Source organism: Pseudomonas sp. AN3A02 (genome assembly GCF_011765255.1).
Lineage (GTDB): Bacteria > Pseudomonadota > Gammaproteobacteria > Pseudomonadales > Pseudomonadaceae > Aquipseudomonas.
This window is the reverse complement of the sequence record NZ_JAARNI010000004.1, coordinates 150661-176925: the sequence shown is the minus strand read 5'-3', so window position 1 is coordinate 176925 and position 26265 is coordinate 150661. Positions and strand designations below refer to the sequence as shown.

Genomic DNA, 26265 nt, shown 5'->3' with positions numbered 1-26265 from the left:
GGCCTGGTGCACCCGCAATGACTTTTATTTTATGGATGGCCGTACTCGGCGCAGTGTTGCTCATCCTCGCCCTCACCTCCTCCTACCTGCGCTGGATGCCCGTCACCACCTCGGCTGTCTGCCTGCTGCTGGGTATCTGCATTGGCCCGTTGGGCATGGACCTGCTGCACCTGGACATCAAGGCCTCAGCCCGTTGGATGGAACACCTGACGGAAGTCGCGGTGCTGTTTTCGCTGTTTGTCAGCGGGCTGAAACTGCGCCTGCCACTCAAGCACCGAACCTGGCGCATTGCGTTTGGCATGGCCGGGCCGGTGATGCTCTTGACCATCCTCGGCACGTGCCTGGTGCTGCATTGGCTGCTGGATTTGTCGTGGGGCGTTTCGCTGTTGGTGGGGGCGATTCTGGCACCGACCGACCCGGTGCTCGCGGGCTTGGTTCAGGTGAATAACGCTCAGGACTATGACTCGCTGCGTTTCGGCCTTTCAGGCGAGGCAGGACTGAACGACGGCACGGCCTTCCCGTTCGTGATCTTTGCGCTGATCTTCATGCAGCACGGCGGCTTCGACGGTGACTGGCTGGGCGGCTGGGTCCTGAAAAACCTGCTCTGGGCCGTACCTGCCGGGCTGCTTGTGGGGTACTGGATGGGACGGGGCATCGGTCGCATCACCCTGAAGATGCGGATCACCAATGCCGACAGCACCCTGTCTCCCAATGACTACCTGACGCTGGCCCTGATCGCCCTGGCCTACGTGGTGGCTGAAGCCATCGGCGGCTATGGTTTTCTGTCGGTGTTTGCCGCCGGCCTCGGGCTGCGCCAGGCCGAGTTCAAGTCCACCGGCAACTCACAAACTCCGGCTGAACATTTGGCGCAACCGGTGGTTGGCCACATGGAAGTGGAGCCGGAGCATGCGTTGCACGGTGACGTCGGGCAACTCCAAGACACGCAGATCGCCGCCGGGGTAATGATGGGCGACATGCTCGCCTTTGGCGGCCTGGTGGAGCGTTCGATGGAAGTGTTCCTGGTGACCCTGCTGGGCGTAGTACTGGTCAGCCATTGGGACTGGCGGGCGCTGGCGGTGGGCGCGTTGCTGTTTTGCGTGATCCGACCCCTCAGCGTGCTGTCGATACCCTGGGGCACCTTGCTGAATCGCCATCAGCGCGGGTTGGTAGGCTGGTTCGGAATTCGCGGGATCGGCAGCATCTACTACCTGTTCTATGCCATCAACCATGGACTGGTGGGCACCAGCAGTGCGGTGGCGGTGAACCTGACGCTGTCAGTCATTGCCCTGAGCATCGTCGTTCATGGTCTCAGCACCCAGCCGATGCTGGCGTGGTATGAACGACGTGCCCAGGCACAACAATGACGTCTACTCCTGATTTTCGGTGTTGCCGACGTCGGCGGCATCATCCAGGTCGTTAAGCGGTACTTCGGCATCATCCATCAATGAACCCGGGTCTTCGTTGCCCGGGTCATTGAGTTCATCGTCTTCGTCTATTTCAACTGACATGACCGTCTCCTCTAACCGCCTTGGGTATCGATATCGGCATCGGTTTCAGGCTTGGGCTCGCGCTCGGGCTTGAAGTCAGGACTGTAGTCGTTTTCCTTGGCCTTTGGGTCGCTGGCAGGCTTCGGGTCTTTCGGCGCGTCGGCCGCGGTGCCTGGCGCCGGTTCGCCACCGTCGATGGCGGGATCGTTACGGTTGCTGGTTTGCGGGTCGTTGTCTGTGCTCATGGCTCACCTCTGTTGGAAAACGCAGACTGCGTAAAGGTAAGGTCCTGTGCGGGTCGGTGAAGTTCCAATTGCTTATGAGCCGGGATTGTCCACCTGGATATAGAACGCATAGGCCCCCAGGATCACCCAGAACACCATGAACAGCCACGGCGCCCGCATCGAGAACAACAGCGACTTGCGATAGCCCTTGTGGGACGACTCCATCTCGGAAAACAGCGGCGACTCATCATAGGCCATGCCCATCACCGGCTCGCTGCGCAGCAGTTCGCTCTGCTTGTAGTGCCAGTGATCAATGATGTCGTAGGCCGCCCGAATACCCGGCCAGGCGTTCAGGGAGCTGAGGATGCCCAGCAGCGCGAGGAACACCGGCACCACCAGGGTGAACAGCTTGCCCCATTCCGGGTTGAGGTTGCCCATGCCGGAAACGAAGGCGATCACCAGGAACGACTGCGCCGTAAGGTAGGCGTCGGTACGGTTGGCCAGGATGCTGGTTTCGTACTGGATCTCGCGCCGGTAGAAATCGAGACGGTCCTTGGGCGAACCGAAAATCTTCGCGTTGTGTTCGCTGTGGTCCGTCAGGCTCGATTCCGGGGTGTCGGGTGAAATGATTCTGGGCACATCCGTGCTCCGTGCTGGACTGAGACCCTTTAGAAGAATCAGGCCGGCGCGAAGTTCAAGTTTGTTCATGCGCCAATTTGGAGCACGCCCCGCCCCCTGTAGGAGCGAGCTTGCTCGCGAAGGGCGTCAACGATAACGCTGGCATCCTGAATGAACGTGGTGTTCTCGGGTTTTTCGCGAGCAAGCTCGCTCCTACAGGGGTTTCGGCACAGGCATTGCTTTATGCATTCATCTGCCCAAATCCAGGAGCAATCGTTACCCCCCGACCCAGAGCCCACCCCAAAAGAAAGTAAGGACCAGGTCTGCTGGCACCATCAGCCACGGGCTCATAAAAAAATGCGTTTTTTAAAGCGGCAGTGCCACCGCCCAGCAGTTTCCCGGGGCACTGACAAGGTACTGGAATGGCTCGATCTTTCTTTGATGAAATGAATGACGCACAAGGCGTTTGCCGTGCGCACTATCAGGAATTCTCCCGCTGGCTGGCCAATACGCCGCCAGAACTGCTGGCCCAGCGCCGCCGTGAAGCCGACCTGCTGTTTCACCGTGCCGGGATCACCTTCACCCTGTATGGCGACGAGCAAGACACCGAACGCCTGATCCCCTTCGACATCATCCCCCGCAGCATCCCCGCCAGTGAGTGGAGCGTCATCGAACGCGGCTGCATCCAGCGAGTGAATGCGCTGAACATGTTCCTCGCCGACATCTATCACGATCAGCGCATCATCAAGGCCGGGATCATCCCCGCCGAGCAAGTCCTCGGCAACGAGGGTTACCAGAAGGCCATGGTTGGCCTCGACCTGCACCGCGATATCTACTCGCACATCTCCGGGGTCGACCTGGTGCGCGATGGCGACGGCACCTACTACGTGCTTGAAGACAACCTGCGCACTCCCAGCGGCGTGAGCTACATGCTCGAAGACCGCAAGATGATGATGCGCCTGTTCCCCGAGGTGTTCGCCAAGCAACGCATCGCCCCGGTGGACCACTACCCCAACCTGCTGCTCAAGACCCTGAAAAGCGCCAGCCGCCTGGACAACCCCAACGTGGTGGTGCTGACGCCAGGCCGCTTTAACAGCGCGTTTTTTGAACATGCGTTCCTGGCCCGGGAAATGGGCGTGGAACTGGTGGAGGGCGCCGACCTATTCGTGCACGACCTCAAGGTATTCATGCGCACCACCGATGGCCCGAAGGCCGTTGATGTGATCTACCGTCGTATCGACGACGCCTTCCTCGACCCGCAAGCCTTCAACCCCGACTCGATGCTCGGCGTGCCCGGCCTGGTTGCGGCCTATTGCGCGGGCAATGTGGTGCTGGCGAATGCCATCGGCACCGGCGTGGCGGATGACAAGTCGATCTACCCCTATGTGCCGGAAATGATCCGGTTCTACCTGGATGAAGAGCCGATCCTGCAAAACGTGCCGACCTTCCAGTGCCGAAAGCCCGATGAACTGTCCCACGTGCTGGCCCACCTGCCGGAACTGGTGGTCAAGGAAACCCAGGGCTCCGGCGGCTACGGCATGCTGGTGGGCCCCGCTTCCAGCGCTGCCGAGATCGAAGACTTCCGGCAACGCATCAAGGCCCGTCCCCACGCCTACATCGCCCAACCGACCCTGAGCCTGTCCACCTGCCCGACCTTTGTCGAAAACGGCATCGCGCCGCGACATATCGACCTGCGGCCCTTCGTGCTCTCGGGCAAGGAAACCCGGCTGGTGCCCGGTGGCTTGACCCGCGTGGCACTGCGCGAAGGCTCATTGATCGTCAACTCGTCGCAAGGCGGCGGAACCAAGGACACCTGGGTGGTGGAGGGCTGAATATGCTGAGTAGAACCGCCGCAGATCTGTATTGGATGTCCCGTTACCTGGAGCGTGCCGAGAACCTGGCCCGCATGCTCGAAGTCAGTTATTCACTGTCGTTGATGCCCCAGGCCGGGCGCAGTGACGGGCTCGACGAGTTGGCCATGTCGCTGCTCAGCAGCGGCACCCTGGAAAGCTACCTCGAGCGCCATAAGCAGTTGGACGCCGAGCGCATGTTGCACTTCTTTGCCCTCGACGAAGAAAACCCGGCCAGCATCTACAACTGCCTGCGGGCTGCGCGGGGGAATGCCCATGCCGTACGCGGACGGATCACCGCCGACATGTGGGAAAACCTCAACGCCACCTGGCTGGAGATGCGCAGCATTGCCGCCGGCGGCCTGGCGCGCCATGGCATCAGCCACTTTTGCGACTGGGTGAAGCAGCGTTCGCACCTGTTTCGTGGGGCGACCTCCGGGACGATCATGCGCAATGACGCGTATCGGTTTATCCGGCTGGGCACGTTTGTCGAGCGGGCGGATAACACGTTGCGCCTGCTGGATGCGCGGTACGAGATGTTTGGCGAGGAGTCGGAAGAGGTCAGCGACCTTTCGGCACGCGGCTATTACCAGTGGAGTGCGCTGCTGCGGGCATTGTCGTCGTTCGAGGCGTATACCGAGCTGTACCCGAATGCGTTGAATGCGCGGTCGGTGTCGGAGTTGCTGCTGTTACGCAGTGATGTGCCGCGCTCGTTGCATGCGTGTATTGAAGAGTTGAGCCATATCCTGGCGGACTTGCCGGGAAGTTATGGGCGTACGGCCCAGCGTTTGGCCGCCGAGTTTGAGGCGCGGCTGAGGTATACCGGGATTGATGAGATTCTGGAGGACGGGTTGCACAGCCGCCTGACGGAATTTATCGACACCGTGCGGGAGTTGGCGCGGGCGATTCATAGCTCCTACCTTGAAGTCGTCTGATGTGATCGTTCCCACGCTCCGCGTGGGAACGATCGTGACGGGTGTGATGTGCGACTCAATCATATAACTGTCATTTTGGATCATTGATCCGGCCTTGGTGCCGCTCTTATGTTGGTGGGGTGCAACGCCCCGCCAATCATAAGAACAGGTGCAGATGATGTCCGACGAATTGAAGTTATCTCCGCAAGCTGCCCACAGCCTCAAGCGCTGGCACGCCATGCTCGTTGCCGGTGACCTCAAGGCCCTTCCCGAATTGCTGGCCCCCGATGCAGTCTTCCGCTCGCCCATGGCCCACACGCCCTACCCCGGCGCGCCTGTGGTGTCGATGATCCTCAACACCGTGTTCAACGTATTTGAAGACTTCACCTATCACCGTGAGCTGGCGACCGCCGACGGCCAAAGCGTGGTGCTGGAATTCAGCGCGCGGGTGGGTGACAAACAGCTCAAGGGCATCGACTTGATACGCTTTAACGAACAAGGGCAGATCATCGAGTTTGAAGTGATGATCCGCCCCTTGAGCGGGCTGCAAGCCCTGGGTGAGGAAATGGGCCGACGCCTGGCGCCCTACCTGGCCAAACTGTAGGAGCGAGCTTGCTCGCGAAAAATCCGCAGGCGCCGCTCCCATCCAGACAGCACGCGTTATCGTTAACGACCTTCGCGAGCAAGCTCGCTCCTACTGGTTTTTTACCAGCACCGGTTCTGCGCGGTATTGGTCGGGAAACAGTTTTTTCAACTGTGCCACCTTGGGCAGGTCGTTGATCACAATGTAGGGGTAGGACGGGTTTTCCGTCAGGAAGTCCTGATGATAAGACTCCGCCGGGTAGAAGGCCTTGCCCGTTTCGATCTGGGTCACGATGGGCTTGTCGAAGGCCTTGGCGGCGTCGAGTTGGGCGATGTAGGCCTGGGCGACTTTTTGCTGTTCGGCGTTCTGGGCAAAGATCGCCGAGCGGTACTGGGTGCCGCTGTCCGGGCCCTGGCGGTTGAGTTCCGTGGGGTTGTGGGCCACCGAGAAGTAGATCTGCAGCAGCTTGCCGTAGCTGACCTTGCTCGGGTCGTAGGTCACAGCGACGGATTCGGCATGGCCGGTATCGCCGCCGCTGACGCTGTCGTATTGGGCGGTGCTGGCCGCGCCGCCGTCATAGCCGGAGACAGCGTTTTTCACCCCTTCCACATGCTGGAACACCCCCTGCACGCCCCAGAAGCAGCCGCCGGCGAAGACTGCGGTTTGCAGGTTGTTGGAGTCCGCGGGCAGGTCCATGGCCGGTGGCGCAATCACCACCGCGTCGTCGGACGGGCCGAAGGAGAATGCCGAGCTGTGGCCAACAAAGGCGGCGAATGCCAGGGCCGGTAAGTACTTAAGCAGTTTCATCTCATTCACTCCGAAACATCAGAATAAACACGGTCAATTGTGGGAGCTGGCTTGCCTGCGATGGCGGTGGTGAATTCAACAACGCTATCGCAGGCAAGCCAGCTCCCGCATTGATCGGGTTAACCATTCAAAATTTCGCTATGGGTTAGCCGAACGTGAAGGCGTAGGCCGCCACTTGCGGATCTAGAAACTCGATGGTGAAGGTCCGGTCCTTGACCGCTCCCGGCTGACGCACAAGCTGGTACAAGCGCTGTTCGGTCACCGTGCCACTGCCATCCGGTGCGATGTCGGTACCGTGGGCATCCCCCGGCGCCTGGCCGTCAATAGTCACTTTGAAGCGCACCGGCTTGCCGTCGGCGCCAGGACCCAGCACCAGATGCAGGTCACGGGCATGGAAGCGGTAGACGATCTTGCCGTTGGCCGCCGCGAGGGTGGCTTGCTGGCCGCCGACGTTCCATTGGCCTTCGAGGGTCCAGTTATTCAGCGCGAGATTGCCGGCTACCGGGTAGTGGGCGACCTTGTCGGTAGCCAACGTGCCAGTGGAGACAAAATGCTCGGCACGCTGGAAACCCAGGTAGGTTTCCGGCGATTGCACTTCGTTCATGTCCGGTGCGGCCTGGATGCCCTTGGCATCAGCTTCGATCAAGCCGCCTGCGACTTTGGTGGCGCCGGCTTCACGCAGCAGTTGCTGGATAACCCGCTCGGACTCGGCGTAATCACCTTCGCCAAAATGGTGGTAGCGAATCTGGCCCTTGGCATCGGCAAAGTAGTGCGCCGGCCAGTATTGGTTGTTGAAGGCGCGCCAGATCTTGTAGTTGTTGTCGATGGCCACCGGGTAGGTGATGCCCAGGTCCTTCATGGCCTTGGTGACGTTGTTCACATCGCGCTCGAAGGCGAATTCCGGGGCGTGCACACCGATCACCACCAGGCCCTGGTCGCGGTACTTCTCGGCCCAGGCCTTGACGTACGGCAAGGTGCGCAGGCAGTTGATGCAGGAGTAGGTCCAGAAATCCACCAGCACCACCTTGCCCTTCAACGCCTCGGCGGTCAGTGGCTCGGAGTTGAGCCATTGCACGGCGCCGTCCAGCGCCGGCAACTGGCCTTCCACCGGCAGCGTGTCGCTGTGATTGGCAGCCATCATCGCGCCGCCGGCCATCATTGCCCCGCTCTTCTGTTCAGGCTTGGCGCTGAGTTTTTCCACCAGGCTTTGCTCCAGGCCACCGGTCGACGCCGTCGACAAGCGCGCGAGGATGCCGGTGTCCAGGCCCAGGGCTATCGCCGCCACACCCGACAGCATCAACGCACCCAGGCCACGGCGCAGCCATTCACCGGCGCCCAGCGAACGCTTCATGAAGCCAAAGACTTTACCGCCGACCAGCAGCGCCAAGGCCAGGGAGGTGGCAGCGCCTGCCGCGTAGGCCAGCAAGAGCAAGGTAGTGCCGATACTGGCGCCTTGCAGCGCGGCGCCCGTCAGCACCAACCCCAGGATGGGCCCGGCGCACGGTGCCCACAGCAACCCGGTGGCCACGCCGATCAGGAACGAAGCGCCCGGCCGTGGCCGCGAATCGGCCCCGGCGGCTTCCGACAGGCGACTGCCCGCCGCCACCAGTGGCCGGGTCAGTCGTTCCGACAGACTTGGCAGCAGCAAGGTCAGCCCGAATAGCGCAACAAACAGCAACGCGAGCCAGCGACCGTACTGATTGACTTGCACCACCCAACCGCCGCCCACCGCCGCGAGCGAAGCGACCAGGGCGAACGTCATCGCCATCCCCAGCAGCAGCGGCAAGCCACTGCGCAAAAACGGCTGCCCGGTGCGAGCGAAGACAAAAGGCAGAACCGGCAGGATGCACGGGCTGACAATCGTCAACACGCCGCCCAGATAGGCGAGAACCAAAAGCCACATGGGGAATTCCCTTATAAGAAGACATTGAATTAAGCCGTAGTGAACGTCATGGCTGCGCCGTTCATGCAATAGCGCAGGCCGGTGGGAGCCGGGCCGTCATCGAACACATGGCCCTGATGACCGCCGCAGCGCCGGCAATGGATTTCCTTGCGTTCCACACCGAAGGAAGTGTCAACGTGGCTGGCCACGGCGTTTTCCAGGGGTTGCCAGAAACTCGGCCAGCCGGTGTGGCTTTCAAATTTGGTGGTTGAGGCGTACAGCGGCAATGCACAACCGGCGCAGGCGAAAGTGCCGTTGCGGTGCTCACTGTTGAGGGCACTGCTGTAGGGGCGTTCGGTGCCCTGCTCCCGCAGGATCGCGTATTGCTCGGCGGTCAGCAGGGTGCGCCATTCGGCGTCGGTGTGGCTGACGTCGAAGTGTTCGGCGGCTTCGGCTTCAGCAATCAGGGCGGGCCCGGCATTGATTTTTTGCAGCAGGCCACCGGCGATTACTGCAAGCCCAAGGCCGCCGCCGGCCAGCAGCATTTGTCGACGCGTATACATGACTTTCTCCTAAGTTCCAACGCTATATGGCCGGCAAATAACCCTGTGGCGAGGGGGCTTGTCCCCCGTTGGAGTGCGCAGCGCTCCCGCTTTTTTTGGGGCCGCTACGCAGCCCAACGGGGGACAAGCCCCCTCGCCACAATTTTTACCATTGCGATGTGTGAAGGTTAGGCCCCGGCTGGTCGCGGAATCCTCACGCAGAGTTAAACAATTCGTGATAACTACACTGTTGCAAAACCCGCACAATGCGCGAATCACGAGAAAAGGTTTTGCCAATGGATCAGCCCAAACGTGTCCTGGTGGTCGAGGACGATGCGCACATTGCCGATTTGATCTGCCTGCACCTGCGGGACGAGCAGTTCGAGGTGGTGCACAGCGCCGACGGTAACGAGGCCGTGCAACTGCTGGAGCAAGGCGGTTGGGATGCGTTGATCCTCGACCTGATGCTGCCCGGTGTCGACGGCCTGGAGATCTGCCGCCGCGCCCGTGCCATGACGCGCTACACGCCGATCATCATCACCAGCGCCCGCTCCAGTGAATTGCACCGCATCCTTGGCCTGGAGCTGGGGGCCGACGACTACCTGTCCAAACCATTCTCGATGCCCGAACTGGTGGCACGGGTCAAAGCCTTGCTGCGCCGGGTAGATGCCATGGCCCGTAACCTCAAGATGGACGCAGGCAGCCTCGACCTCGGCCAGTTGTTCATCAACCCCCTGACCCGCGAAGCCACCCTGCAAAGCCAGCGCCTGGACCTCACGCCACGGGAGTTCGACCTGCTGTATTTCTTCGCGCGCCAGCCGGGCAAAGTGTTCTCGCGCATGGACCTGCTCAACGCCGTGTGGGGCTACAGCCACGAAGGCTACGAGCACACGGTCAACACCCATATCAACCGCCTGCGGGCCAAGGTCGAGGCCGACCCGGCCAACCCGGCGCGCATCCTTACGGTGTGGGGCCGTGGCTATAAGTTCGCCGAGCAATTGTCATGAAGCTGACCCTCACACAGCGCCTGTCGCTGGTGTTCGCGTTGTTGCTGCTGATTTGCAGCGGCACCTCGGCCTGGTTGCAAGTGCGCTCCAACCACATGCACGAACTGGAGGTGGTACAAGGCCTGTCCCGCGACCTAGCGGCACACATCGCCCGCGACACCCAATTGATGGACGCCGACGGCCTCAAGCCCGATGCAGTGCGCAACCTGTTCAGCCAGTTGATGCTGGTGAACCCGAGTGTCGAGGTGTACCTGCTGGACATCAATGGCCGAGTGGTGGGCAATGCCGCGCCCAGCGGGCACTTGCGCCGTGACCAGGTGAACCTGGAACCGATCCGCCGATTCCTCAGCGGCGCCCGGTTGCCGATCGTGGGCGATGACCCGCGCAGCGTCGACGGGCTCAAGGTCTTCAGCGCCGCGCCGCTCAAGGTCAATGGCCAGCAAACCGGCTACCTGTACGTGGTGCTGCTGGGCGAGGCCCACGACCTGTTCGACGCCCAGGACGCCACCAGCGTGGCCCTGAATATCGCGCTGTGGTCCATCGCCCTGGTGGCGCTCCTGTGTCTGCTGGCCGGCTTGACCGCCTTCGCCTGGATCACCCGGCCCCTGCGCCTGTTGACGGAGAAAGTCGGCCAGTTCGACATCAACGGCGCGCCAAAAGTCGAGCAGCCCGTGGCCACTGCCCCGTCGAGCCAGGACGAACTTGCCGTGCTCGACCAGGCCTTCAACCAGATGGAAAACCGCCTGGGCGAGCAATGGCGCGCCCTCACCCACCAGGACCAGGAACGTCGCGAGATGGTCGCCAACATCTCCCACGACCTGCGCACGCCGCTGGCTTCGCTGCATGGCTACCTGGAAACCCTGTCGCTGAAAGACGCCAGCCTGAGCCCGGAAGACCGCCGACGTTACCTGGGCATTGCACTGGACCAAAGCCGCAAGGTCGGCGGCCTTGCGCAATCGCTGCTGGAACTGGTGCGCCTGGAGCACGGGTTTGTGCAGCCGGTGATCGAAGGGTTTTCGCTGCCGGATTTGGTGCAAGACATCTTTCAGAAATTCGAACTGACGGCTGAGGCGCGCGGCATCACCTTGAGTGCCAGCTTGCCACCGCAGGTACCGACGGTGTTTGCGGATCTGGGGTTGATTGAGCGGGTGCTGACCAACCTGTTGGATAACGCGTTGCGGCATACGCCAGTTAAGGGGGATATCCAGGTTACGCTTGTGCCCAAGGGGGATCGGGTTGAAGTGACTGTCAGTGATAGTGGACCGGGGATTGATGCTGAACTGCGTGAGGGATTATTCCTGCGGGCGTTTACCATTGGTGGTGCACGGCGGGATGGGGGGTTGGGGCTGCGGATTGTGCATCGGATTTTGCAGTTGCATGGGCGGGAGATTCGGTTGGTGGAGGTGGCTGGGCGTGGGGCGACATTTACGTTTTCTCTTTCACGCCAAAGTTAAAGCGGCTTGGATCGGGCCGCTTTTCACTTACGTCACAAAGGCGTTAAACACCATGCGTATAAATATCGATTTGGAATTATAGCCAATTCAAACTCACCTCTGTGCAGGAACACAAAGTGCTCAGGTAACCAGCCAATAGAGCATAACCAATAAAAGTGCTCTCGAAACGGAAGTGGCTGATAAACGCGTCCAATATCATTCCGAACCGTATAAAAAAGAGCGCCATATATGGAAGTCCCCCCTATTGAATTCATCCATTCAATCGACTCAGGCCCACTCAGGAGAGTTTCATTAACATTCAAGCGCCATACGTTACTCACCTCCACCGAGTACGTTAGTTCAGCCGCATTACTATCACTTACCGTCACAATAACCGACCCATTTCTATTACCCGTTACTTTTCCTGTCACGGAGTCGACAGACGCAATAAAAGTATCGCTTGATGAATACTGATAAGGCGGCACTCCCCCGCTCGCAGACCGTGTTCGTGTGTTGTTAATAGAGTCCTCCCCTGTTTTCGGCCAATCAGGCACTTTCAGCGAGAAACCATTCAAGTGCATTTGCGTTTGCTCGATGACCAACTCAGTCCCTGCCACCTGCACTTCCAGACGCAGCGACTCCTGGGGGAGTTCATTTGGCCTGGTGAGGACGTAATACACCTGTGTGAGGTAGCCATCAAACCGCCGTAGCTCAGCGGTGTACACCGTGAAGAGCATATCCCCGTCGTCAGTGGGCGGGATATCGTTGACCTGGCGCCCCAACCGATGTTCGATCGTTCCATCAAGCCCGCCCGCCAGAAACACCACTTCAAGCAACGCCTCGTCCGGCCAGCTTTCCTGAAACGGAAAACGCACAGTAGCCTGCGCCAAGTACGGATCGAGCTGGTCGTCAACGGCTTCATCAATCGTAGGCGCCGGCCACCGGACAATCTCCCCCGTAACCTCCAAGTGCAAATTATCGGAACGCTTGTCCGGCCCCCCTGCGCCTTGCAGCAGGTAGTGCACAACAACCGTTCCCTGGGCAATGGCCGCGACCAGCGCATAGGAAATATCGAAATCATAGGTCCGGTTGGAGCCTGCCACGATCGTGATGCTGGGGGTATGTGGAACCGAGACGCCATCACGGTCTGTACCGGCCCAGATCAGGGTTAGCACGCTATAAGCAGAGGCGTCGGCGCGGCCCACATGGGTTGAAATGATGACGTCCCGACCTCCCAGTTGCTCCAGGTCGATGTCCCGTTCAGTAACGGGAAACTTAACCCAGGGAGGGTCAAGCCGGTCACTGTCGGCATGCACATCCACCCATTGCGCCGCCGACCAGCGCGCCCATTCGTCCGGGTAGTTTCCGGTAGGCCCCATGACTTGGAAGGCCACAGGTAGCACATCGCTGTTGCCGGCGAGGGCAATGGTTGTAGGGTCAACAATGATCTTAATGTCGTTGCCTACTTCGTCTGGCTGAACCCAACGCGTAATGATCTGGGAGCCCCAGGCAAGCGTGATGCGGTCGTAGGCCGCCATGTTCTCCCAATACCGGAAAGTAGCAATAACGCCTTGCGTGGCACGTGTTTCGTCAATCCCGTCCAGCAGCACATCGGGTGGCAGTTCAAATACCAGCCCCTGATGGCCCGGCACCTGATTGTCAGGATCGCGCCCAGCAGGGCGTTGCAGGTTCACCCGAACCCGCAACGGCAAGGTCTCGGAAAGATTGCCGCCGTCACGGATCACCCTGGCGAACACAGGGTCGGCCCAGAACTCTTGAATACGGTCCTGGGTGACGGTAAACGGGATGCGTGTCAGCCCAGCGTCCCCCTCCCCCAGAAAATTGAACGCTACCGGCTGGGTGAGACTGCCCCAGAACAGCTGAAAGAAGGTGCCTGGTGGCGTGGCATCAGGACGGTCGATATACACCACCAACGGATGTTCGACGTGCCGCAAGCCGATACCGCAATCGGCGTTGTCCGCATCACCGGGAATGGGTGGCTGACTCAGCGAAATCTCAACGGGGGGTAACAGGTTGGTGGTTACGCCGGACTGGGGCATGGCAAAGGTCCTCGATGGAGCACTCGGTATGGTGACTCCAAGCAAATACCCAAACGCAGGGTTTGCCTACTGTCAGAATTAACAGGTGGCGTCGCTACCTGTTAATTCTGACAGTAGGCAAACCTGTGCTGCAGGTGTCTGATAACGCTCACGGACGCCACCGTATTCCGACGAAGCGCCAAGGCCCGATCAGGAGATACACCATGCCCAGCAAAAACACGACCGAGATGCCCGGCGCACCCGGAGAGAAGCAACCAAAGAACCTCGACAGGCTGATTATTCCCGGTATGTCCCAAGGCGTCTCGGGTTACGACGGCGGGGTGCCCGCGTGGTTGCTGGCCAGTGGTCTGACAGTACAGGTCGATAAAAACTGGGCGGCAGTTGAAGGCGACATCATTACTGTGGCCGATATCAGTGATCCATCGAACACCAAGCCCCTGGCGATCAAAAAACTGCAGCCCGGAGAGCAGGAACAGAACCGCTATTTCCTTACACTGCATAAAGCGGACCTGCCTGACGGCGACATACAATTGGGTTACGCGGTGTACTACGGCGGCGGCAAGGAATACGACGTTTCCTCCCCACTGCATGTCTTGATCAAGACCGACATTCCCGCAGGGGACGACAGTGGCTTTCCTCCAGAAGGGCATCCTGCGCTCAAGTTCAGTTTGTCGACGTATGAAGTCTTTCCCCCGACCGCTCCCCTTGGTGTGACAGCGACCATTGAGCCTTATCCGAATATGCACGCAGACGATAAGCTCCATTTGAATTGGGGCCAGACAAGGATCACCCAACAGGTCGCAGGCATAGGGCAACCCACAGAAATCACCGTCAGCCACGAGCAGATTATCGACGCCGGTGACGGCTACGACTTGCTGGTGGATTTCTACGTCGTCGATGTGGTTGGCAACCGTTCGCATCGCCGGTCGAAGTACCTGAAAGTACTGGTAAGCCTCGATGAATCCACGCCCGACGGACCGGGCATCATTACCGATGACCCTGTCGGATATATCGACCTGGAACGGCTCGCGGGGACAGATCTGAAAACCGGGTTGTTCACGGATCGCAATACCGGCTTGGTCGGCGATATGTACGACTTCACCTTCCGCGCGTACCCGCAGTTAGGTGGGGTGATTGTGTACCGCGCTTTCGAACCCGTCGTGCAGCGAGGGGTTCCGGTGAATATCTATGTTCCTTACGGCGTTGTACGTGCCGCTGCGGGCGGGAGGATAGAGACCCGGTTTATCTTGAGGAAACTGCAAGCGCCCTTTGAAGTGCCTTCGAAGAAAACTTCGGCCCAGGTGGTGGGTTCGATCGTACGCCTCGACGCTCCCTACTTCGAAAATTACCCTGACCATGTGATAGACCCGATTCCGGATTTTGCGGTGATGGTGGTGCCCTGGTACGAATGGCGTAGGCCGGACGATGAAATCACCATAATCGTGCGTTTCGTGAAATCTTCCAACGACACTATCGTCTTCGCCGAGCCCCGAGTGGTGGGTAGTTCGTGGCCCGCCGGCTCGCCCGTCAAGCGGCTCATCTACCGCAAGGATCTTGAGCAGTTCGCGGGCTACACCCCGGAGGTCTATTACGTGTACCGGGCCTCAGGTGTTCTGGCCAGTTCAGCAGACCTGAATGAGTCCTTGCGCCAAGTCGTGCGGATCGGTTGATCACACCTTCACCTTCGTGGCCTGGATCACCCAGGCCACTGCGCCTGCTGACCGAAGTCGCCAACATCTCGCACGACCTGCGCACCCCGCTGGCTTCGCTGCATGGCTACCTGGAAACCCTGTCGCTGAAAGACGCCAGCCTGAGCCCGGAAGACCGCCGACGTTACCTGGGCATCGCACTGGACCAGAGCCGTAAAGTTGGCGGCCTGGCGCAATCGCTGCTGGAACTGGTGCGCCTGGAGCACGGGTTTGTGCAGCCGGTGATCGAAGGGTTTTCCCTGCCGGATTTGGTGCAGGACATCTTTCAGAAGTTCGAACTGACGGCCGAGGCACGCGGCATCACCTTGAGTGCCAGCTTGCCACCGCAGGTACCGACGGTGTTTGCGGACCTGGGGTTGATTGAGCGGGTGCTGACCAACCTGTTGGATAACGCGTTGCGGCATACGCCAGTTAAGGGGGATATCCAGGTTACGCTTGTGCCCAAGGGGGATCGGGTTGAAGTGACTGTCAGTGATAGTGGACCGGGGATTAATGCTGAACTGCGTGAGGGATTATTCCTGCGGGCGTTCACCATTGGTGGTGCACGGCGTGATGGCGGGCTTGGGCTACGGATTGTTCATCGGATATTGCAGTTGCATGGGCGGGAGATTCGGTTGGTGAATGTAGCTGGGCGTGGAGCGACGTTTACGTTTTCTCTTGTGCGCCAAAGTTAAAGCGGCCAGAACCAGGCCGCTTTTCAGTTAACTCACAAAGGCGTTAAACACCACGCAGGTAAATATTGGTTGGGAGCACTACCAAATACAAATTCACCTCGATGTAAGAATATAAAGCTCTGGGGATTTCTCCAGTCAGGGGCGCATAACCAATAGAACGCTTCTCGAACGGAAGAGGTAAATAAACTCTATTCACATCGTCCTGAACCTCACCAGAAACGATGGTTTCGTAGAACATTTCGTCGAATAACGACGTACCGACTATTGACTCCATCCATTCAATCGATTCGGGACCAGTCATTAGTGCTTCATTAATATTTAAACGCCAAATATTGGTCACCTCTACGGAATACGATAGTTCAGCCTCCATACTGTCAGTTACCCTGATAACAACCGATCCATTTCTATTGCCCGTTACTTTCCCCGTAACAGAATCGACAGAAGCAACAAAACTGTCGCTTGATGAATATTGATAAGGCGGTGCTCCACCGCTCGCAGACCGTGTTCGTGTGTTGTTAATAGAGTCCTCTCCCGTTCTTGGCCAATCAGGCACTTTCAGCGAAAAGCCATTCAAGTGCACTTGCGTTTGCTCGATGACCAATTCGGTCCCTGCCACTTGCACTTCCAGACGGCGCGACTCCTGGGGAAGTTCATTTGGCCTGGTGAGGACGTAATTCACCTGTGTGAGGTAGCCATCAAAACGCCGTAGCTCAGCGGTGTACACCGTGAAAAGCATGTCCCCGTCGTCAGTGGGCGGGATATCGTTGACCTGGCGCCCCAACCGATGTTCGATCGTTCCATCAGGCCCGCCCGCCAGAAACACCACTTCAAGCAACGCCTCGTCCGGCCAGCTTTCCTGAAACGGAAAACGCACAGTAGCTTCCGCCAAGTACGGGTCGAGTGGCTCGTCAATGGCTTCATCAATCGTGGGCGCCGGCCATTTGACAGCCTCCCCCTTAACCTCCAAGTGCAAAACCCCTGCGCCTTGCAGCAGGTAGTGCACAACAACCGTTCCCTGGGCAATGGCCGCGACCAGCGCATGGGGAATATCGAAATCATAGGTCCGGTTGGAGCCTGCCACGATCGTGATGCTGGAGGTATGTGGAACCGAGACGCCATCACGGTCTGTACCGGCCCAGATCAGGGTTAGCACGCTATAAGCAGAGGCGTCGGCGCGGCCCACATGGGTTGAAATGATGACGTCCCGACCTCCCAGTTGCTCCAGGTCGATGTCCCGTTCAGTAACGGGAAACTTAACCCAGGGAGGGTCAAGCCGGTCACTGTCGGCATGCACATCCACCCATTGCGCCGCCGACCAGCGCGCCCATTCGTCCGGGTAGTTTCCGGTAGGCCCCATGACCTGGAAGACCACAGGTAGCACATCATTGTGCCCGGCGTGGGCAATGACTGCGTGGTCAACCGTGATTTGAATATCTTGCCCTACATCATCAGGCTGCACGCGGTGCGTGATGACCTGGGAACCCCAGGCCAGCGTGATGACATCGTAGGCGGCCCTGTTTTCCCGATACCGGAACGTGACAGTGACGCCTTGCTCGGCGCGTTTTTCGTCAATCCCGTCCAGCAGCACGCCGGTGGCAGTACAAATACCAGCCCCTGATGGCACTCATTGATCACTCAAATTCCTGTTGCTCGAATTGATATATTATCCAAAGATATTGAGGTGCCCTCAGCTGAGTTCCTGCAATTTACATACAGGACTACTCGAATGTAGGATCCAGGCGTTTGAAGTTGCGGGCTGAACGTATGGGTGAATGTTGCCCATGAACCGATATTAGAAAACGATTGATCTACGAATCTGTCAATTGCATCCGAACGAAGGTATTGATCTACGGAAATTCTACTTTGCACGTCCCCCATGAGCCTGTATAGATAGTCGAAGCTAATTGTATACTGAACACCCGGCACAAATAATGTTATTGGAAAGTCTTTAATCAATCCCGTGACTGTGCCCGCAGTGCCAGTGAGGCCTGTAACGGTGCTACTCCAGTAATAACCAGAGTTTCTGCTTAAAAACTCCGAAGTGGCGTTTGCATGTTCCCAGTGCCGTCGCCATCCGTTAAGACTTCTATTATCAAAAGTCGCACTTTCAAAAAAGCTATTTGTTAGTATTCGATAAGTAGTCCGCGGCAAGCTTATTGCGTTATCCATCTCTTCACTAGGGTCATATGCCAGTTTAAACTCAATGCTCACCTCGGCTCCATTCGCACATGTCGCCAACCAAGCCAATGGAGCTTCATGCTCAACGCCATTGTCCGAAGAGAGAGGTATACCTTGCCAGATCAAATTAGGGTCGGGCATCGCCCCCATGCTTCGATACGTCAGCCACACCTTCATTCCCGAATATTGAAAGGGCCACTTTTTAATGGTGAGTTTAGCATTTGCAGGAAGAGCCCTAATGTCTAATATACCATTAGGAGTAACATTATTAATTAATGGCTGGGGTAAACTTATAGAAGGAATCGGTGTTATCGTCACAAATAAGGTGTGCGACGATTGAGGCTCTTCGTTTCGCGTTACGGTATAGTCAAACGCCACTACGTTATTGCGATTATGAATATTAAAAACAATGGCCATCTCAGAAATATCAAACTCAACACGTTTGGTGGTTTCATTACCAGGTTTGCTTGGGATCAACGGAGAACCCGCGCCAGCAGTCCCCTTCATGGTCACTTGAATTGTGTCGCTACCAAGCATGTCTGCATAACTCACCACCAGTTTCGCACCACCCTCGGCATCCAGAGGCGCTAACGTTGCGGTGCCCTGGCCTGTGCTGATGGCTTTGTCCAGCTCAGGCGCCAATAATTCCAGGGATGCATGAGAAATCAGCACTGTGGTGATATGTGAATGACGTAAGGCTTTATCGCCTCGTATCAAGGTGTAGAACACCATCACTTCCTGATCCAGATTGGGCGTGATGTAGTCGATCAAAATATCGTGTTCAGTGGTGGTTCCATCTATGCCCACTTGAACCATGACGCTGGTGTGGGCATTGGGCCCGATCCAGAACATGTTGATCCAATCAGCCCGCAACGTTTCGGTAAATGGGGCAATGACCTTGGCGTAATCGGTAATGTCATCCGGGTTCAACAGGCCGTCGGGTGCCTGTTGGACAATCGGCTTGGGCAGTTCCCGCGCCGGCTCGCCCACTTGTACTTTCAGGCGCAGGGATTCCTGAGGCGTCTCGTCAGGTGGAGTATTTCGCTTGGTAAGAACGTAGTACACGTCAGTGAAGTAGCCCTCAAAGCGCTTCAAGTCGGCGGTATGCACGGTGAAAAGCATATAACCGCCCGTAGTGGGGGGAATCTCATCAACCTCTCGTCCTATGCGATGCTCAACCGTGCTCTCGGCATCACCCGCCACAAACACCACTTCAAGCAAGGCATCGCCTGGCCAGCTTTCCTGAAACGGGAAGCGCACGGTAGCCTCGGGCAGATCCGGGTCCAAGTGGCCAGCGGGTGCTTCATCAATCGTCGGCGCCGGCCATTTGGCAACTTCACCAATAACCCGCAAGTGCAAATTATCCGAACGCTTGTCCGGCGCCCCTGCACCTTGCAGCAGGTAGTGCACAACAACCGTTCCCTGGGCAATCGTCGCCATCAGCGCATGGGGAATATCGAAATCATAGATCCCGTTGGAACCTGCCACGATCGTGATGCTGGGGATATATGGAACCGAGACGCCATCACGGTCTGTACCGGCCCAGATCAGGGTTAGCAGGCTATAAGCAGAGGCATCGGCGAGGCCCACATGGGCTGAAATGATGACGTCCCGAGCTCCCAGTTGCTCAAGGTCGATGTCCCGCTCGGTAACGGGAAACTTAACCCGGGGTGGGTCCAGCCGGTCATTATCGGCATGCACATCCACCCATTGCGCCGCCGACCAGCGCGCCCATTCGTCCGGGTAATTTCCGGTCGGCCCCATGACCTGGAACCCCACAGGGATGATTTCGCCGTTCCCGGCGGCAAGTATCGTTGGATAGTCAATGGTCAGCGAAATATCCCTGGCAACTTGGTCGGGCTGTACCCGATGAGTAATGGTCTCGGAACCCCAGGCCAGGATGACGAGGTCATAAGCGAACATGTTTTCCCAATGACGGCAGATCACCTCAACTCCTTGATGGGCGCGCGCGTCGCTGATGCCATCGCGCACCACATCTAGCGGCAGTTCAAGGATCAGCTTCTGGTGGCCAGGCAAGTCGTCATCGGGATCTCTCCCACCCGGGCGTTGCAGGTTGACGCGCAGCCGCAGCGGCCTGGTTTCACTGTTTGTACCGTTTTCACGAAGCACCCTGGCGAACACAGGGTCAGCCCAGGACTCGCGAATATAGTCTTGGGTAACGGTGAACGGGATGCGTGTCAGCCCTTCGTCACCGTCCCCGAGAAGATTGAATGCCACAGGCTGGGTGAGGCTACCCCAGAACAGCTGAAAGACAGTGCCTGGTGGCGTGGCATCAGGACGTTCGATATACACCACCAACGGATGTTCGACATGCCGCAAGCCAATACCGTAATCGGCGTTGTCCGCATCACCGGGAATGGGCGGCTGGCTCAGCGGAATCTCAGCGGGGGGTAACAGGTCGGTGGTTACGCCGGACTTGGGCATGGCAAAGGTCCTCGATGGGGCACGCGGTACGGTGACTCCAAGCAAATACCCAAATGCAGGGTTTGCCTACTGTCAGAATTAACAGGTGGCGTCCCTACCTGTTAATTCTGACAGTAGTCAACGACCTCTTGCAGGTGTTTGATGGTCGCGAACGCGGGAGCAGCTCCTGTAACGACCGCCAACTTCCTACCCGGAGAAAGTCATGTCTATCCAAACCAGCACTGCAAACCCTGGAAAGCCCAAATTCCTCGATCGACTGCTCATTCCTGGAATGTCGCCAGCGTTCGAAGGGTTTGATGGCGGGATCCCCTTATGGTTGTTGGCGCGTGACCTGACAGTAACGGTGCAAAAAAATTGGCCAGCCCGGGCCGGTGACGTGATCGAAGTCGTGACCCTCCCGGACAAGCGGGTTCTCGCACACAAAACACTGCTGCCCGGAGAAGAAGGCCGCGACGCCTTCTCTTTTGCCATTTCCGTGAACGATCTTCCCGACGGGGATATGACGCTGGGGTACGTCGTACGTTATGAGGGTGGCCCGGACTTCGACACCTCCGATCCGTTGAAAGTGTTGGTCAAAAGAACCCTGCCGGCGGGCAAGGACAATAATCAGATTACCCCTGGCCACTCCGAGCTCAAGTTCAAGCTATCCGATACTGAGATCAAGCAGGTACAAGCCGATCGAGGCGTAACGGTCACGATTGAGCCCTATCCGAATATGGATGCGAGGGATGTGATTGAGCTGCAGTGGGGGAACTATTACGCGCTGCCTCAACAGGTCGCCGGGGTGGGGAAATCGACCGAGATAAAACTCAACTACGAACAACTTTCCGCAGGGGGCAATGGCAGTAACCGGCTTGTGAGCTTCCAGGTGGTTGACGCGGTACGCAACGTTTCCACGCCACGATCCCGGAACATTCCAGTGCTGGTGGATATTGCCTCTGTCGACCTTCCGGCACCGGTCTTCGCGACGCAGGACTTTCCCGGTTTCATCGACCTTGAGCGACTTGACGGCAAGCCCTTGCACATCCAACTGTTTACCTACCCGTGGGAAGGCCCTGCCGGCTATACGTATTTTGCCACTTGCCGGGGTTTTCCAAAGCTGGGTGGGGTGGTATTGCACGACGAATACATCACCATCACTGCGCCCGGCAGACCTCATGACTTTTTTGTCCCCTACGAGAAGATACGGGCAGTGGTCGGCGGCAAGGTCGAGATCAGCTACCTCCTGCTTAAAACGGGCACTCCGACACGGTACTCCAAATTCGCCTCTGCCGAAGTGACAGACGCCCTTGTCCAGTTGCAGCGGCCTTTTTTTGTGCGTTACATCGATCACGTGGTCAATCCCATTCCCAGCTCCGGCGCCGCAGTGGAGATCCCCTGGTATGCATGGCGCCAACCCAGTGACACGCTCATGTTGCTCCTGCGTTATGCCATACCGGGCACTAACGAACTCATCCTGTATTGCGACCCGTTCACCGTCGGGCAAGCCCCTGAGGGTGTGCCGATCAGGCGGCTGATTCCGTATGCCGATCTATTGCGGTTCCGCGGCGTTACCCCAGAGCTCTATTACGTCTATGAGCCCGAGGCGGCGCTGGCGAGTACCACGTCAATCAATGAGTCCTTACGCCAGGAAGTACAGATTGGTGCTCTCGGCGAACAGCAGTGAGCCGTTTCCATACGCCCATCCATGGCTCGTGTTCGATGATGGAGGTTCCAACATGCCGCGTAATCCGCAAGTAGAGACTAACAACGCTCTCGACGACTTTGACCTTGATCCAGTGTTAATCAGCAACCTGACGCCACCGCCGCCGGGCGATACAGAGTCTGCGGGTGGGCTTGGCTTGCGGCATGTCGAACATAACCTGGAGGTGACTCTGCTACGTCCCGACGGGATTGTTGTCGATACCGTGATCTACCTTTACTGGAATAATCCGTACGTGCCGGTGGACTATCTCGTGATTCAACCGCAGCACGAGAAAAACCGTTTTTTCAACCTGATGGTGAATAAAGAACAGATCCTTCCGGAGTGGGCGGAAGTCTACTGTACCGTGGAGCGTCCCAGCGGCAACCGGTCTAAAACCAAACCGTTGAAACTTCGAGTGAAGCGGTCTCGCCCCGGAGAGGAAGACCCGAATCGGGATGTCGAGGGCCATCAAGGCCTGGTGTTCTTTCTGCCTCCCGACCTGGACGCCGGCAGCCACGTGGATAGCGCCAGGGCCGAACAGGGCGTGGTGATTGAAGTTCAGCCATACGAAAACATGGCCGAGTGGGATACCTGCATCATTGCCTGGGGGTCGGAGTTAGTGACTCACGTGGTAACGGCCGCCGAGGTGCGTCGTGCGTTTGAAGTGACCATTACCGCTGCCGTGATCAACGAGGCCCCGGACGATAATTACCTGCCCGTTGCGATGCAAATCATGGACGTGGGTGGCAACTACCCTGGCCCGAATACAAACGCGAACTGGTCACAGATACAGCGGGTAAACGTTGGCCTCGGGGTTAAACGACCCTACTCGCCCTTCCTTGAACAGGCAGGGGAGATCGTTAATCTCGAGGAGTTGGGTGCCGCTGCGCAAAAAGTCCAGATTTTCGTTGATAACACGTTTTTTGAGGTAGGCGACCGTGTCATGTTTCATTGGGAGGGGCGCGACATTCAAACCGTGCCGTTCTTCTACAGTGATGAGCAACCTGTTAACCAGACCAATATTATCCTGGAGTTCGAAGTACCAAACGAACTGGTCAGCGCGATTGCGAGCGGTATCGCGATAATGTACTACATGCTCTACAAAGCCAGGGACAATACCTGGCTTCCCTCAAAGAAGGTTCGGGTGAGGGTCATTGGTGAAGTGACTGAGTGGGACGCTCCCACTATTGTCGAGGCACCAAATGGCGTGCTGGACCCAACGTCCAGTGCCACGATGAAATTTCGCGCGCAAGATGGCTGGAACTCTGCAACTAAAATACGCGTCGTATGGGTGGCTCACTCGGTGAACTATTCGGATGAGTTCTACTTGGGGCCTATTTCCGAAGGTCAGGAGCTGTCGTTTGTGATCCCGAATGAGGAGGTAAGCCGTTTTAATACTCTGGAAGTCGAAGTGTACTACGAGCGTGTGGACTTGATGCCCCATCGCGCGTCGATGCGTTTGCAACTTCAAGTGGGTGAGCCGACAAGAACTTTGCTACCTGTGGAAGTTTCAGGCACCTCTGGCAACTATCTGAACCCTGATGACATTGGCAGTCATGCTTCGGTAATTGTGCCGGCAGCTGATACCTTGGAGGGTGACATCATTACGTTGATGTGGGATGGCGACCAGGTAAGTAAGTCATTCCAGGTCATATTAAACGCCGACCAGGCAGGTGCGGCGTTGACCATCATGATAGAACGTAGCTATGTCATTGGAAATCTGGATGGATCTGTCAGAATTAAATACGATCTGTCCAGAGCCAACGTTCCCAGACGGTTTTCACAAATCCGAGTGTTGTTCATTCGCATAGAGTTTGATCACATCACTGACTTCCGCAATAGCAATACGAATGGCTGGACGTTCGGCCCTGCGCTCAGTGATCTTCGCGACAGAGCGTTTAGAGACTACGGAAGCTTTACGACGTTTTATAATTACACTTACGGAGTAAACAACAAGAACGGCGTGATTTTCAGCCAGGTATTTAACAACTTACACGCGGGCCTTACTTACATGTTCAGCATCACGGTGAGAAGGTTTGACGGTCGTTTTACGCTTCCGTCCCTTGCCCTGCGCTCATCGCAAGGACAAGTGGTGGGCGCAACCGAGATCAGCAATATGAACACCTGGCTCACACTTGAGGGCTCGGTTGTTCCCAGTGGTACATCGCTCACTCTATTTATCGACAGTCATCAGGCATCTGCGGATGGTAATGATTATGAGCTAAGGGAAATACGTTTCAGGTTGGTGTAACACGCACTCCGCTTTTCTTTGCCTCCCCTAAAGGGGCCCTTTAGAAAGGAGCCACAGCCATGTCCACTGTCATTACCGATACCATCCAGTCCACCGCAGAACTCGGTACCCTGGATATTCCAGGATTATTCCCCGCCCCTCCCGGCGATGTGACTGTCGACGGCGGCCTGGGACTGAGAAACGTCGAAACACCCCAAGTGGTTTACCTGCAAACCGCACTACGACCCTCCCCGGGTGATTTGCTCGAGTTATTCAGCAACGACCCGCTGATTCCCGTTGCTCACACCTTTGTCATGCCCGGCACTGCGCAGGATGCGCGCATACCGATCCTGTTGCCGGCGAGCAGTATCAAGCCTCCGTTGATCGACCCGCTGGTGTGCCGCAACAACCTCACCGGCGCGTCCACCCGGCCGGCGCGTCTGCGGGTTGACCTGAACCTGCCGGGCGGCCGGGACCCTGACCGCACCACGCCGGGGAACCAAGGGTTCGTCTTCTATTTGCCTGATGATGTGCTGATCAGCGGCGTCAGCGAAGCCAGGGCCCGTGAAACCATCAAGATCCAGCTCATGCCCTATCCGTTCATGGCAATCGGCGACCGTGTTCTGTTGTGTTGGGGAGACCAGCAAATTATTTATTCGGTCACTGCCAAGGACCTGCAAAACGAAATCACCCTGGTGGTGCCTTATGAAACCATCATGGCAGCCCGTGACAGCCTGAAATTGCCCGTAAGACTCCAGGTACGTGGGCACACCGGCAACGCTACCGACCCGCAGGCACGCTGGTCAGCGGTCAGCGAAGTCGCCGTGTATGCCCGCGGCGATTTATTGTGGGAACCCTATGTGAACGAAGCTGATCCGCAAACCGGAGTCATCGACCTGGAACAGTTGATGGGCAAATCGATCACCGCGTCTGTGTTTGCCACCTCGGATTATTTCGAGGCAAGGGACACGCTGGAGTTTTTTTTCCAGGCCACCGATGCCCAAGGCAACACGATTACGCACACCGACGTAAAAACGGTGGACAGGGCTAATAAGATCTTTGAATTTGAGATCCCACACGGATTCGTGGCCGGCTTGTCCCAAGGCCATGCCAAGGTGAGTTACGCCCTGCGTAAAACCATCGGCGGCGCGACGATGTACTCAAGTACCGGCTATGTGAGTGTCCAGGGCCCGGTTATCCAATGGCCGGCGCCTTACTTGAACGAAGTCATGCCATTCGCTGAATTGCTTCCCGAGCCCATTTACGCCTACGTGCCTTACCAGGCCACTTGGAAACCGTGGGACCTGATTACCCTGGTTTGGCTGCTGCCCGACCCTGAAGGCACTGTGGAGTACCGGTCCAGTCGCAGTGCCGGTGAACGTCCCGCAAGCAATGTGCTTGAGTTCCCTCTGACCGCGGCCCAGATCACCCGCTTTGAGGGCCGCGACTCGGTGCTGTACTACGAGGCCAACGGCATTGAAATTAATCGCCCGCTGTTGGGTGAATCGGCGCGCAAAACGCTTCTCGTCGGTAAACGTTGGGCGCCAATGGCGGCACCGGTTGTCGACAGGGTTGTTGGGCACCGGCTCGACCCAGACCTGGTACCGGATGGCGTCTGGGTGACACTCCCTTCGCCACCGATTGGCCAAGACGTGCGTTTGCATTGGGTAGGCCCGGGCACCCGGGTCGAACTGCCGATGTATGTCGCAAAACCTGGAGACGTACGGGTCAGGGTGCCCGCAAGGTTTGTGACGGGCAACCTCAATCGTGTGGTGAAAGTCTACTGGCTGATCAATCAGAACAACGTTGCACAGCGCTATTCCAGCGTGGTCACGTTGCAGATTTTGCGCCGGGGGATCTATGGGGATGAGGACGTTCAGCGGGAATAATGGTTATCCAAACCGCCGGCCTGCCTGATTGATTGCAGTTCCTCTGCAG

The 26265-nt window shown here is 57.8% G+C and carries 19 protein-coding genes and 1 pseudogene; 11 read left to right on the top strand and 9 right to left on the bottom strand.

Features of this window, described 5'->3' with window-relative positions; all coding sequences use genetic code 11:
• Positions 1 to 17: 17 nt before the first annotated feature.
• The gene (locus tag HBJ59_RS17895; RefSeq protein ID WP_167664291.1) at positions 18 to 1364 is read left to right on the top strand and encodes a sodium:proton antiporter; all 1347 of its coding nucleotides are present in this window, start codon (positions 18 to 20) and stop codon (positions 1362 to 1364) included.
• Positions 1365 to 1367: 3 nt separating this feature from the next.
• On the opposite strand, the gene HBJ59_RS17890 is transcribed toward HBJ59_RS17895, so the two are convergent.
• From HBJ59_RS17890 to HBJ59_RS17880, 3 genes are all read right to left on the bottom strand, one after another.
• The gene (locus tag HBJ59_RS17890; RefSeq protein WP_003217070.1) at positions 1368 to 1508 is read right to left on the bottom strand and encodes a hypothetical protein; all 141 of its coding nucleotides are present in this window, start codon (positions 1506 to 1508) and stop codon (positions 1368 to 1370) included.
• An 11-nt stretch (positions 1509 to 1519) separates the two neighbouring features.
• The gene (locus HBJ59_RS17885; protein WP_076013493.1) at positions 1520 to 1732 is read right to left on the bottom strand and encodes a hypothetical protein; all 213 of its coding nucleotides are present in this window, start codon (positions 1730 to 1732) and stop codon (positions 1520 to 1522) included.
• A gap of 72 nt (positions 1733 to 1804) precedes the next feature.
• Positions 1805 to 2350, bottom strand: coding sequence for a hypothetical protein (locus HBJ59_RS17880; protein WP_063030302.1), 546 nt, complete (start codon positions 2348 to 2350; stop codon positions 1805 to 1807).
• Between the two features lie 401 nt (positions 2351 to 2751).
• Here HBJ59_RS17880 and HBJ59_RS17875 point away from each other — a divergent pair, with 401 nt between their 5' ends.
• The 3 genes from HBJ59_RS17875 (at position 2752) to HBJ59_RS17865 (ending at position 5697) form a co-directional block, all read left to right on the top strand.
• Positions 2752 to 4161: a circularly permuted type 2 ATP-grasp protein gene (locus tag HBJ59_RS17875; protein WP_076013495.1), complete on the top strand. Its 1410-nt coding sequence runs from the start codon at positions 2752 to 2754 to the stop codon at positions 4159 to 4161.
• A 2-nt stretch (positions 4162 to 4163) separates the two neighbouring features.
• Entirely contained in the window at positions 4164 to 5114 is a 951-nt protein-coding gene (locus HBJ59_RS17870) for an alpha-E domain-containing protein (RefSeq protein WP_076013496.1), read from the top strand.
• Between the two features lie 157 nt (positions 5115 to 5271).
• Positions 5272 to 5697 carry a nuclear transport factor 2 family protein gene (locus HBJ59_RS17865; RefSeq protein WP_167664290.1) on the top strand — a complete coding sequence of 142 codons (426 nt, stop codon included), beginning with the start codon at positions 5272 to 5274 and terminating at the stop codon, positions 5695 to 5697.
• A 90-nt stretch (positions 5698 to 5787) separates the two neighbouring features.
• Here the strand turns inward: HBJ59_RS17865 and msrA are convergent, their stop codons facing one another.
• The 3 genes from msrA to msrB all read right to left on the bottom strand — a co-directional run bounded on the left by msrA (position 5788) and on the right by msrB (position 8928).
• The gene (gene msrA, locus HBJ59_RS17860; RefSeq protein WP_167664289.1) at positions 5788 to 6483 is read right to left on the bottom strand and encodes a peptide-methionine (S)-S-oxide reductase MsrA; all 696 of its coding nucleotides are present in this window, start codon (positions 6481 to 6483) and stop codon (positions 5788 to 5790) included.
• 145 nt (positions 6484 to 6628) lie between these two features.
• The gene (locus tag HBJ59_RS17855) at positions 6629 to 8386 is read right to left on the bottom strand and encodes a cytochrome c biogenesis protein DipZ (protein WP_167664288.1); all 1758 of its coding nucleotides are present in this window, start codon (positions 8384 to 8386) and stop codon (positions 6629 to 6631) included.
• Between the two features lie 29 nt (positions 8387 to 8415).
• On the bottom strand, positions 8416 to 8928 hold the full coding sequence (msrB, locus tag HBJ59_RS17850) for a peptide-methionine (R)-S-oxide reductase MsrB (protein ID WP_167664287.1): 513 nt from the start codon (positions 8926 to 8928) through the stop codon (positions 8416 to 8418).
• A gap of 275 nt (positions 8929 to 9203) precedes the next feature.
• Here msrB and HBJ59_RS17845 point away from each other — a divergent pair, with 275 nt between their 5' ends.
• Together HBJ59_RS17845 and HBJ59_RS17840 are read left to right on the top strand one after the other, a co-directional pair.
• The gene (locus HBJ59_RS17845; RefSeq protein WP_167664286.1) at positions 9204 to 9914 is read left to right on the top strand and encodes a response regulator transcription factor; all 711 of its coding nucleotides are present in this window, start codon (positions 9204 to 9206) and stop codon (positions 9912 to 9914) included.
• Positions 9911 to 11368 carry a sensor histidine kinase KdpD gene (locus HBJ59_RS17840; RefSeq protein ID WP_167664285.1) on the top strand — a complete coding sequence of 486 codons (1458 nt, stop codon included), beginning with the start codon at positions 9911 to 9913 and terminating at the stop codon, positions 11366 to 11368. Before HBJ59_RS17845 ends, HBJ59_RS17840 begins: the two co-directional genes overlap by 4 nt.
• Positions 11369 to 11400: 32 nt before the next feature.
• Here HBJ59_RS17840 and HBJ59_RS17835 read toward each other — a convergent pair whose 3' ends face one another.
• Positions 11401 to 13407, bottom strand: coding sequence for an Ig-like domain-containing protein (locus HBJ59_RS17835; RefSeq protein WP_167664284.1), 2007 nt, complete (start codon positions 13405 to 13407; stop codon positions 11401 to 11403).
• A 203-nt stretch (positions 13408 to 13610) separates the two neighbouring features.
• Between HBJ59_RS17835 and HBJ59_RS17830 the strand changes: the two genes are divergently transcribed.
• Both HBJ59_RS17830 and HBJ59_RS17825 read left to right on the top strand, forming a co-directional pair.
• Positions 13611 to 15077 (top strand): hypothetical protein, encoded by a 1467-nt coding sequence (locus HBJ59_RS17830; protein WP_167664283.1) that lies wholly within the window; start codon positions 13611 to 13613, stop codon positions 15075 to 15077.
• Between the two features lie 56 nt (positions 15078 to 15133).
• Positions 15134 to 15790 (top strand): annotated as a pseudogene (locus HBJ59_RS17825) (sensor histidine kinase); the annotation flags it as partial.
• A gap of 43 nt (positions 15791 to 15833) precedes the next feature.
• Here the strand turns inward: HBJ59_RS17825 and HBJ59_RS17820 are convergent.
• Together HBJ59_RS17820 and HBJ59_RS17815 are read right to left on the bottom strand one after the other, a co-directional pair.
• On the bottom strand, positions 15834 to 17414 hold the full coding sequence (locus HBJ59_RS17820; RefSeq protein ID WP_167664282.1) for a hypothetical protein: 1581 nt from the start codon (positions 17412 to 17414) through the stop codon (positions 15834 to 15836).
• Positions 17415 to 17425: 11 nt separating this feature from the next.
• Positions 17426 to 20413 (bottom strand): carbohydrate binding domain-containing protein, encoded by a 2988-nt coding sequence (locus HBJ59_RS17815; protein ID WP_167664281.1) that lies wholly within the window; start codon positions 20411 to 20413, stop codon positions 17426 to 17428.
• Between the two features lie 202 nt (positions 20414 to 20615).
• On the opposite strand from HBJ59_RS17815, the gene HBJ59_RS17810 reads away from it, so the two are divergent.
• From HBJ59_RS17810 to HBJ59_RS17800, 3 genes are read left to right on the top strand one after another with little or no spacing between them, the layout of a single operon-like run.
• Positions 20616 to 22079 (top strand): hypothetical protein, encoded by a 1464-nt coding sequence (locus HBJ59_RS17810; protein WP_167664280.1) that lies wholly within the window; start codon positions 20616 to 20618, stop codon positions 22077 to 22079.
• Between the two features lie 52 nt (positions 22080 to 22131).
• On the top strand, positions 22132 to 24348 hold the full coding sequence (locus HBJ59_RS17805; RefSeq protein WP_167664279.1) for a hypothetical protein: 2217 nt from the start codon (positions 22132 to 22134) through the stop codon (positions 24346 to 24348).
• Between the two features lie 59 nt (positions 24349 to 24407).
• Positions 24408 to 26216: a hypothetical protein gene (locus HBJ59_RS17800; protein ID WP_167664278.1), complete on the top strand. Its 1809-nt coding sequence runs from the start codon at positions 24408 to 24410 to the stop codon at positions 26214 to 26216.
• Positions 26217 to 26265 lie beyond the last annotated feature (49 nt).

Excerpts from the sequence above, each read along its gene's own strand:
- HBJ59_RS17895 (WP_167664291.1), top strand. The coding sequence starts at position 18 with ATGACTTTTATTTTATGGATGGCCGTACTCGGCGCAGTGTTGCTCATC.
- HBJ59_RS17890 (WP_003217070.1), bottom strand. The coding sequence starts at position 1,508 with ATGTCAGTTGAAATAGACGAAGACGATGAACTCAATGACCCGGGCAAC.
- HBJ59_RS17885 (WP_076013493.1), bottom strand. The coding sequence starts at position 1,732 with ATGAGCACAGACAACGACCCGCAAACCAGCAACCGTAACGATCCCGCC.
- HBJ59_RS17875 (WP_076013495.1), top strand. The coding sequence starts at position 2,752 with ATGGCTCGATCTTTCTTTGATGAAATGAATGACGCACAAGGCGTTTGC.
- HBJ59_RS17870 (WP_076013496.1), top strand. The coding sequence starts at position 4,164 with ATGCTGAGTAGAACCGCCGCAGATCTGTATTGGATGTCCCGTTACCTG.
- HBJ59_RS17865 (WP_167664290.1), top strand. The coding sequence starts at position 5,272 with ATGTCCGACGAATTGAAGTTATCTCCGCAAGCTGCCCACAGCCTCAAG.
- msrA (WP_167664289.1), bottom strand. The coding sequence starts at position 6,483 with ATGAAACTGCTTAAGTACTTACCGGCCCTGGCATTCGCCGCCTTTGTT.
- HBJ59_RS17855 (WP_167664288.1), bottom strand. The coding sequence starts at position 8,386 with ATGTGGCTTTTGGTTCTCGCCTATCTGGGCGGCGTGTTGACGATTGTC.
- msrB (WP_167664287.1), bottom strand. The coding sequence starts at position 8,928 with ATGTATACGCGTCGACAAATGCTGCTGGCCGGCGGCGGCCTTGGGCTT.
- HBJ59_RS17845 (WP_167664286.1), top strand. The coding sequence starts at position 9,204 with ATGGATCAGCCCAAACGTGTCCTGGTGGTCGAGGACGATGCGCACATT.
- HBJ59_RS17840 (WP_167664285.1), top strand. The coding sequence starts at position 9,911 with ATGAAGCTGACCCTCACACAGCGCCTGTCGCTGGTGTTCGCGTTGTTG.
- HBJ59_RS17835 (WP_167664284.1), bottom strand. The coding sequence starts at position 13,407 with ATGCCCCAGTCCGGCGTAACCACCAACCTGTTACCCCCCGTTGAGATT.
- HBJ59_RS17830 (WP_167664283.1), top strand. The coding sequence starts at position 13,611 with ATGCCCAGCAAAAACACGACCGAGATGCCCGGCGCACCCGGAGAGAAG.
- HBJ59_RS17815 (WP_167664281.1), bottom strand. The coding sequence starts at position 20,413 with ATGCCCAAGTCCGGCGTAACCACCGACCTGTTACCCCCCGCTGAGATT.
- HBJ59_RS17810 (WP_167664280.1), top strand. The coding sequence starts at position 20,616 with ATGTCTATCCAAACCAGCACTGCAAACCCTGGAAAGCCCAAATTCCTC.
- HBJ59_RS17805 (WP_167664279.1), top strand. The coding sequence starts at position 22,132 with ATGCCGCGTAATCCGCAAGTAGAGACTAACAACGCTCTCGACGACTTT.
- HBJ59_RS17800 (WP_167664278.1), top strand. The coding sequence starts at position 24,408 with ATGTCCACTGTCATTACCGATACCATCCAGTCCACCGCAGAACTCGGT.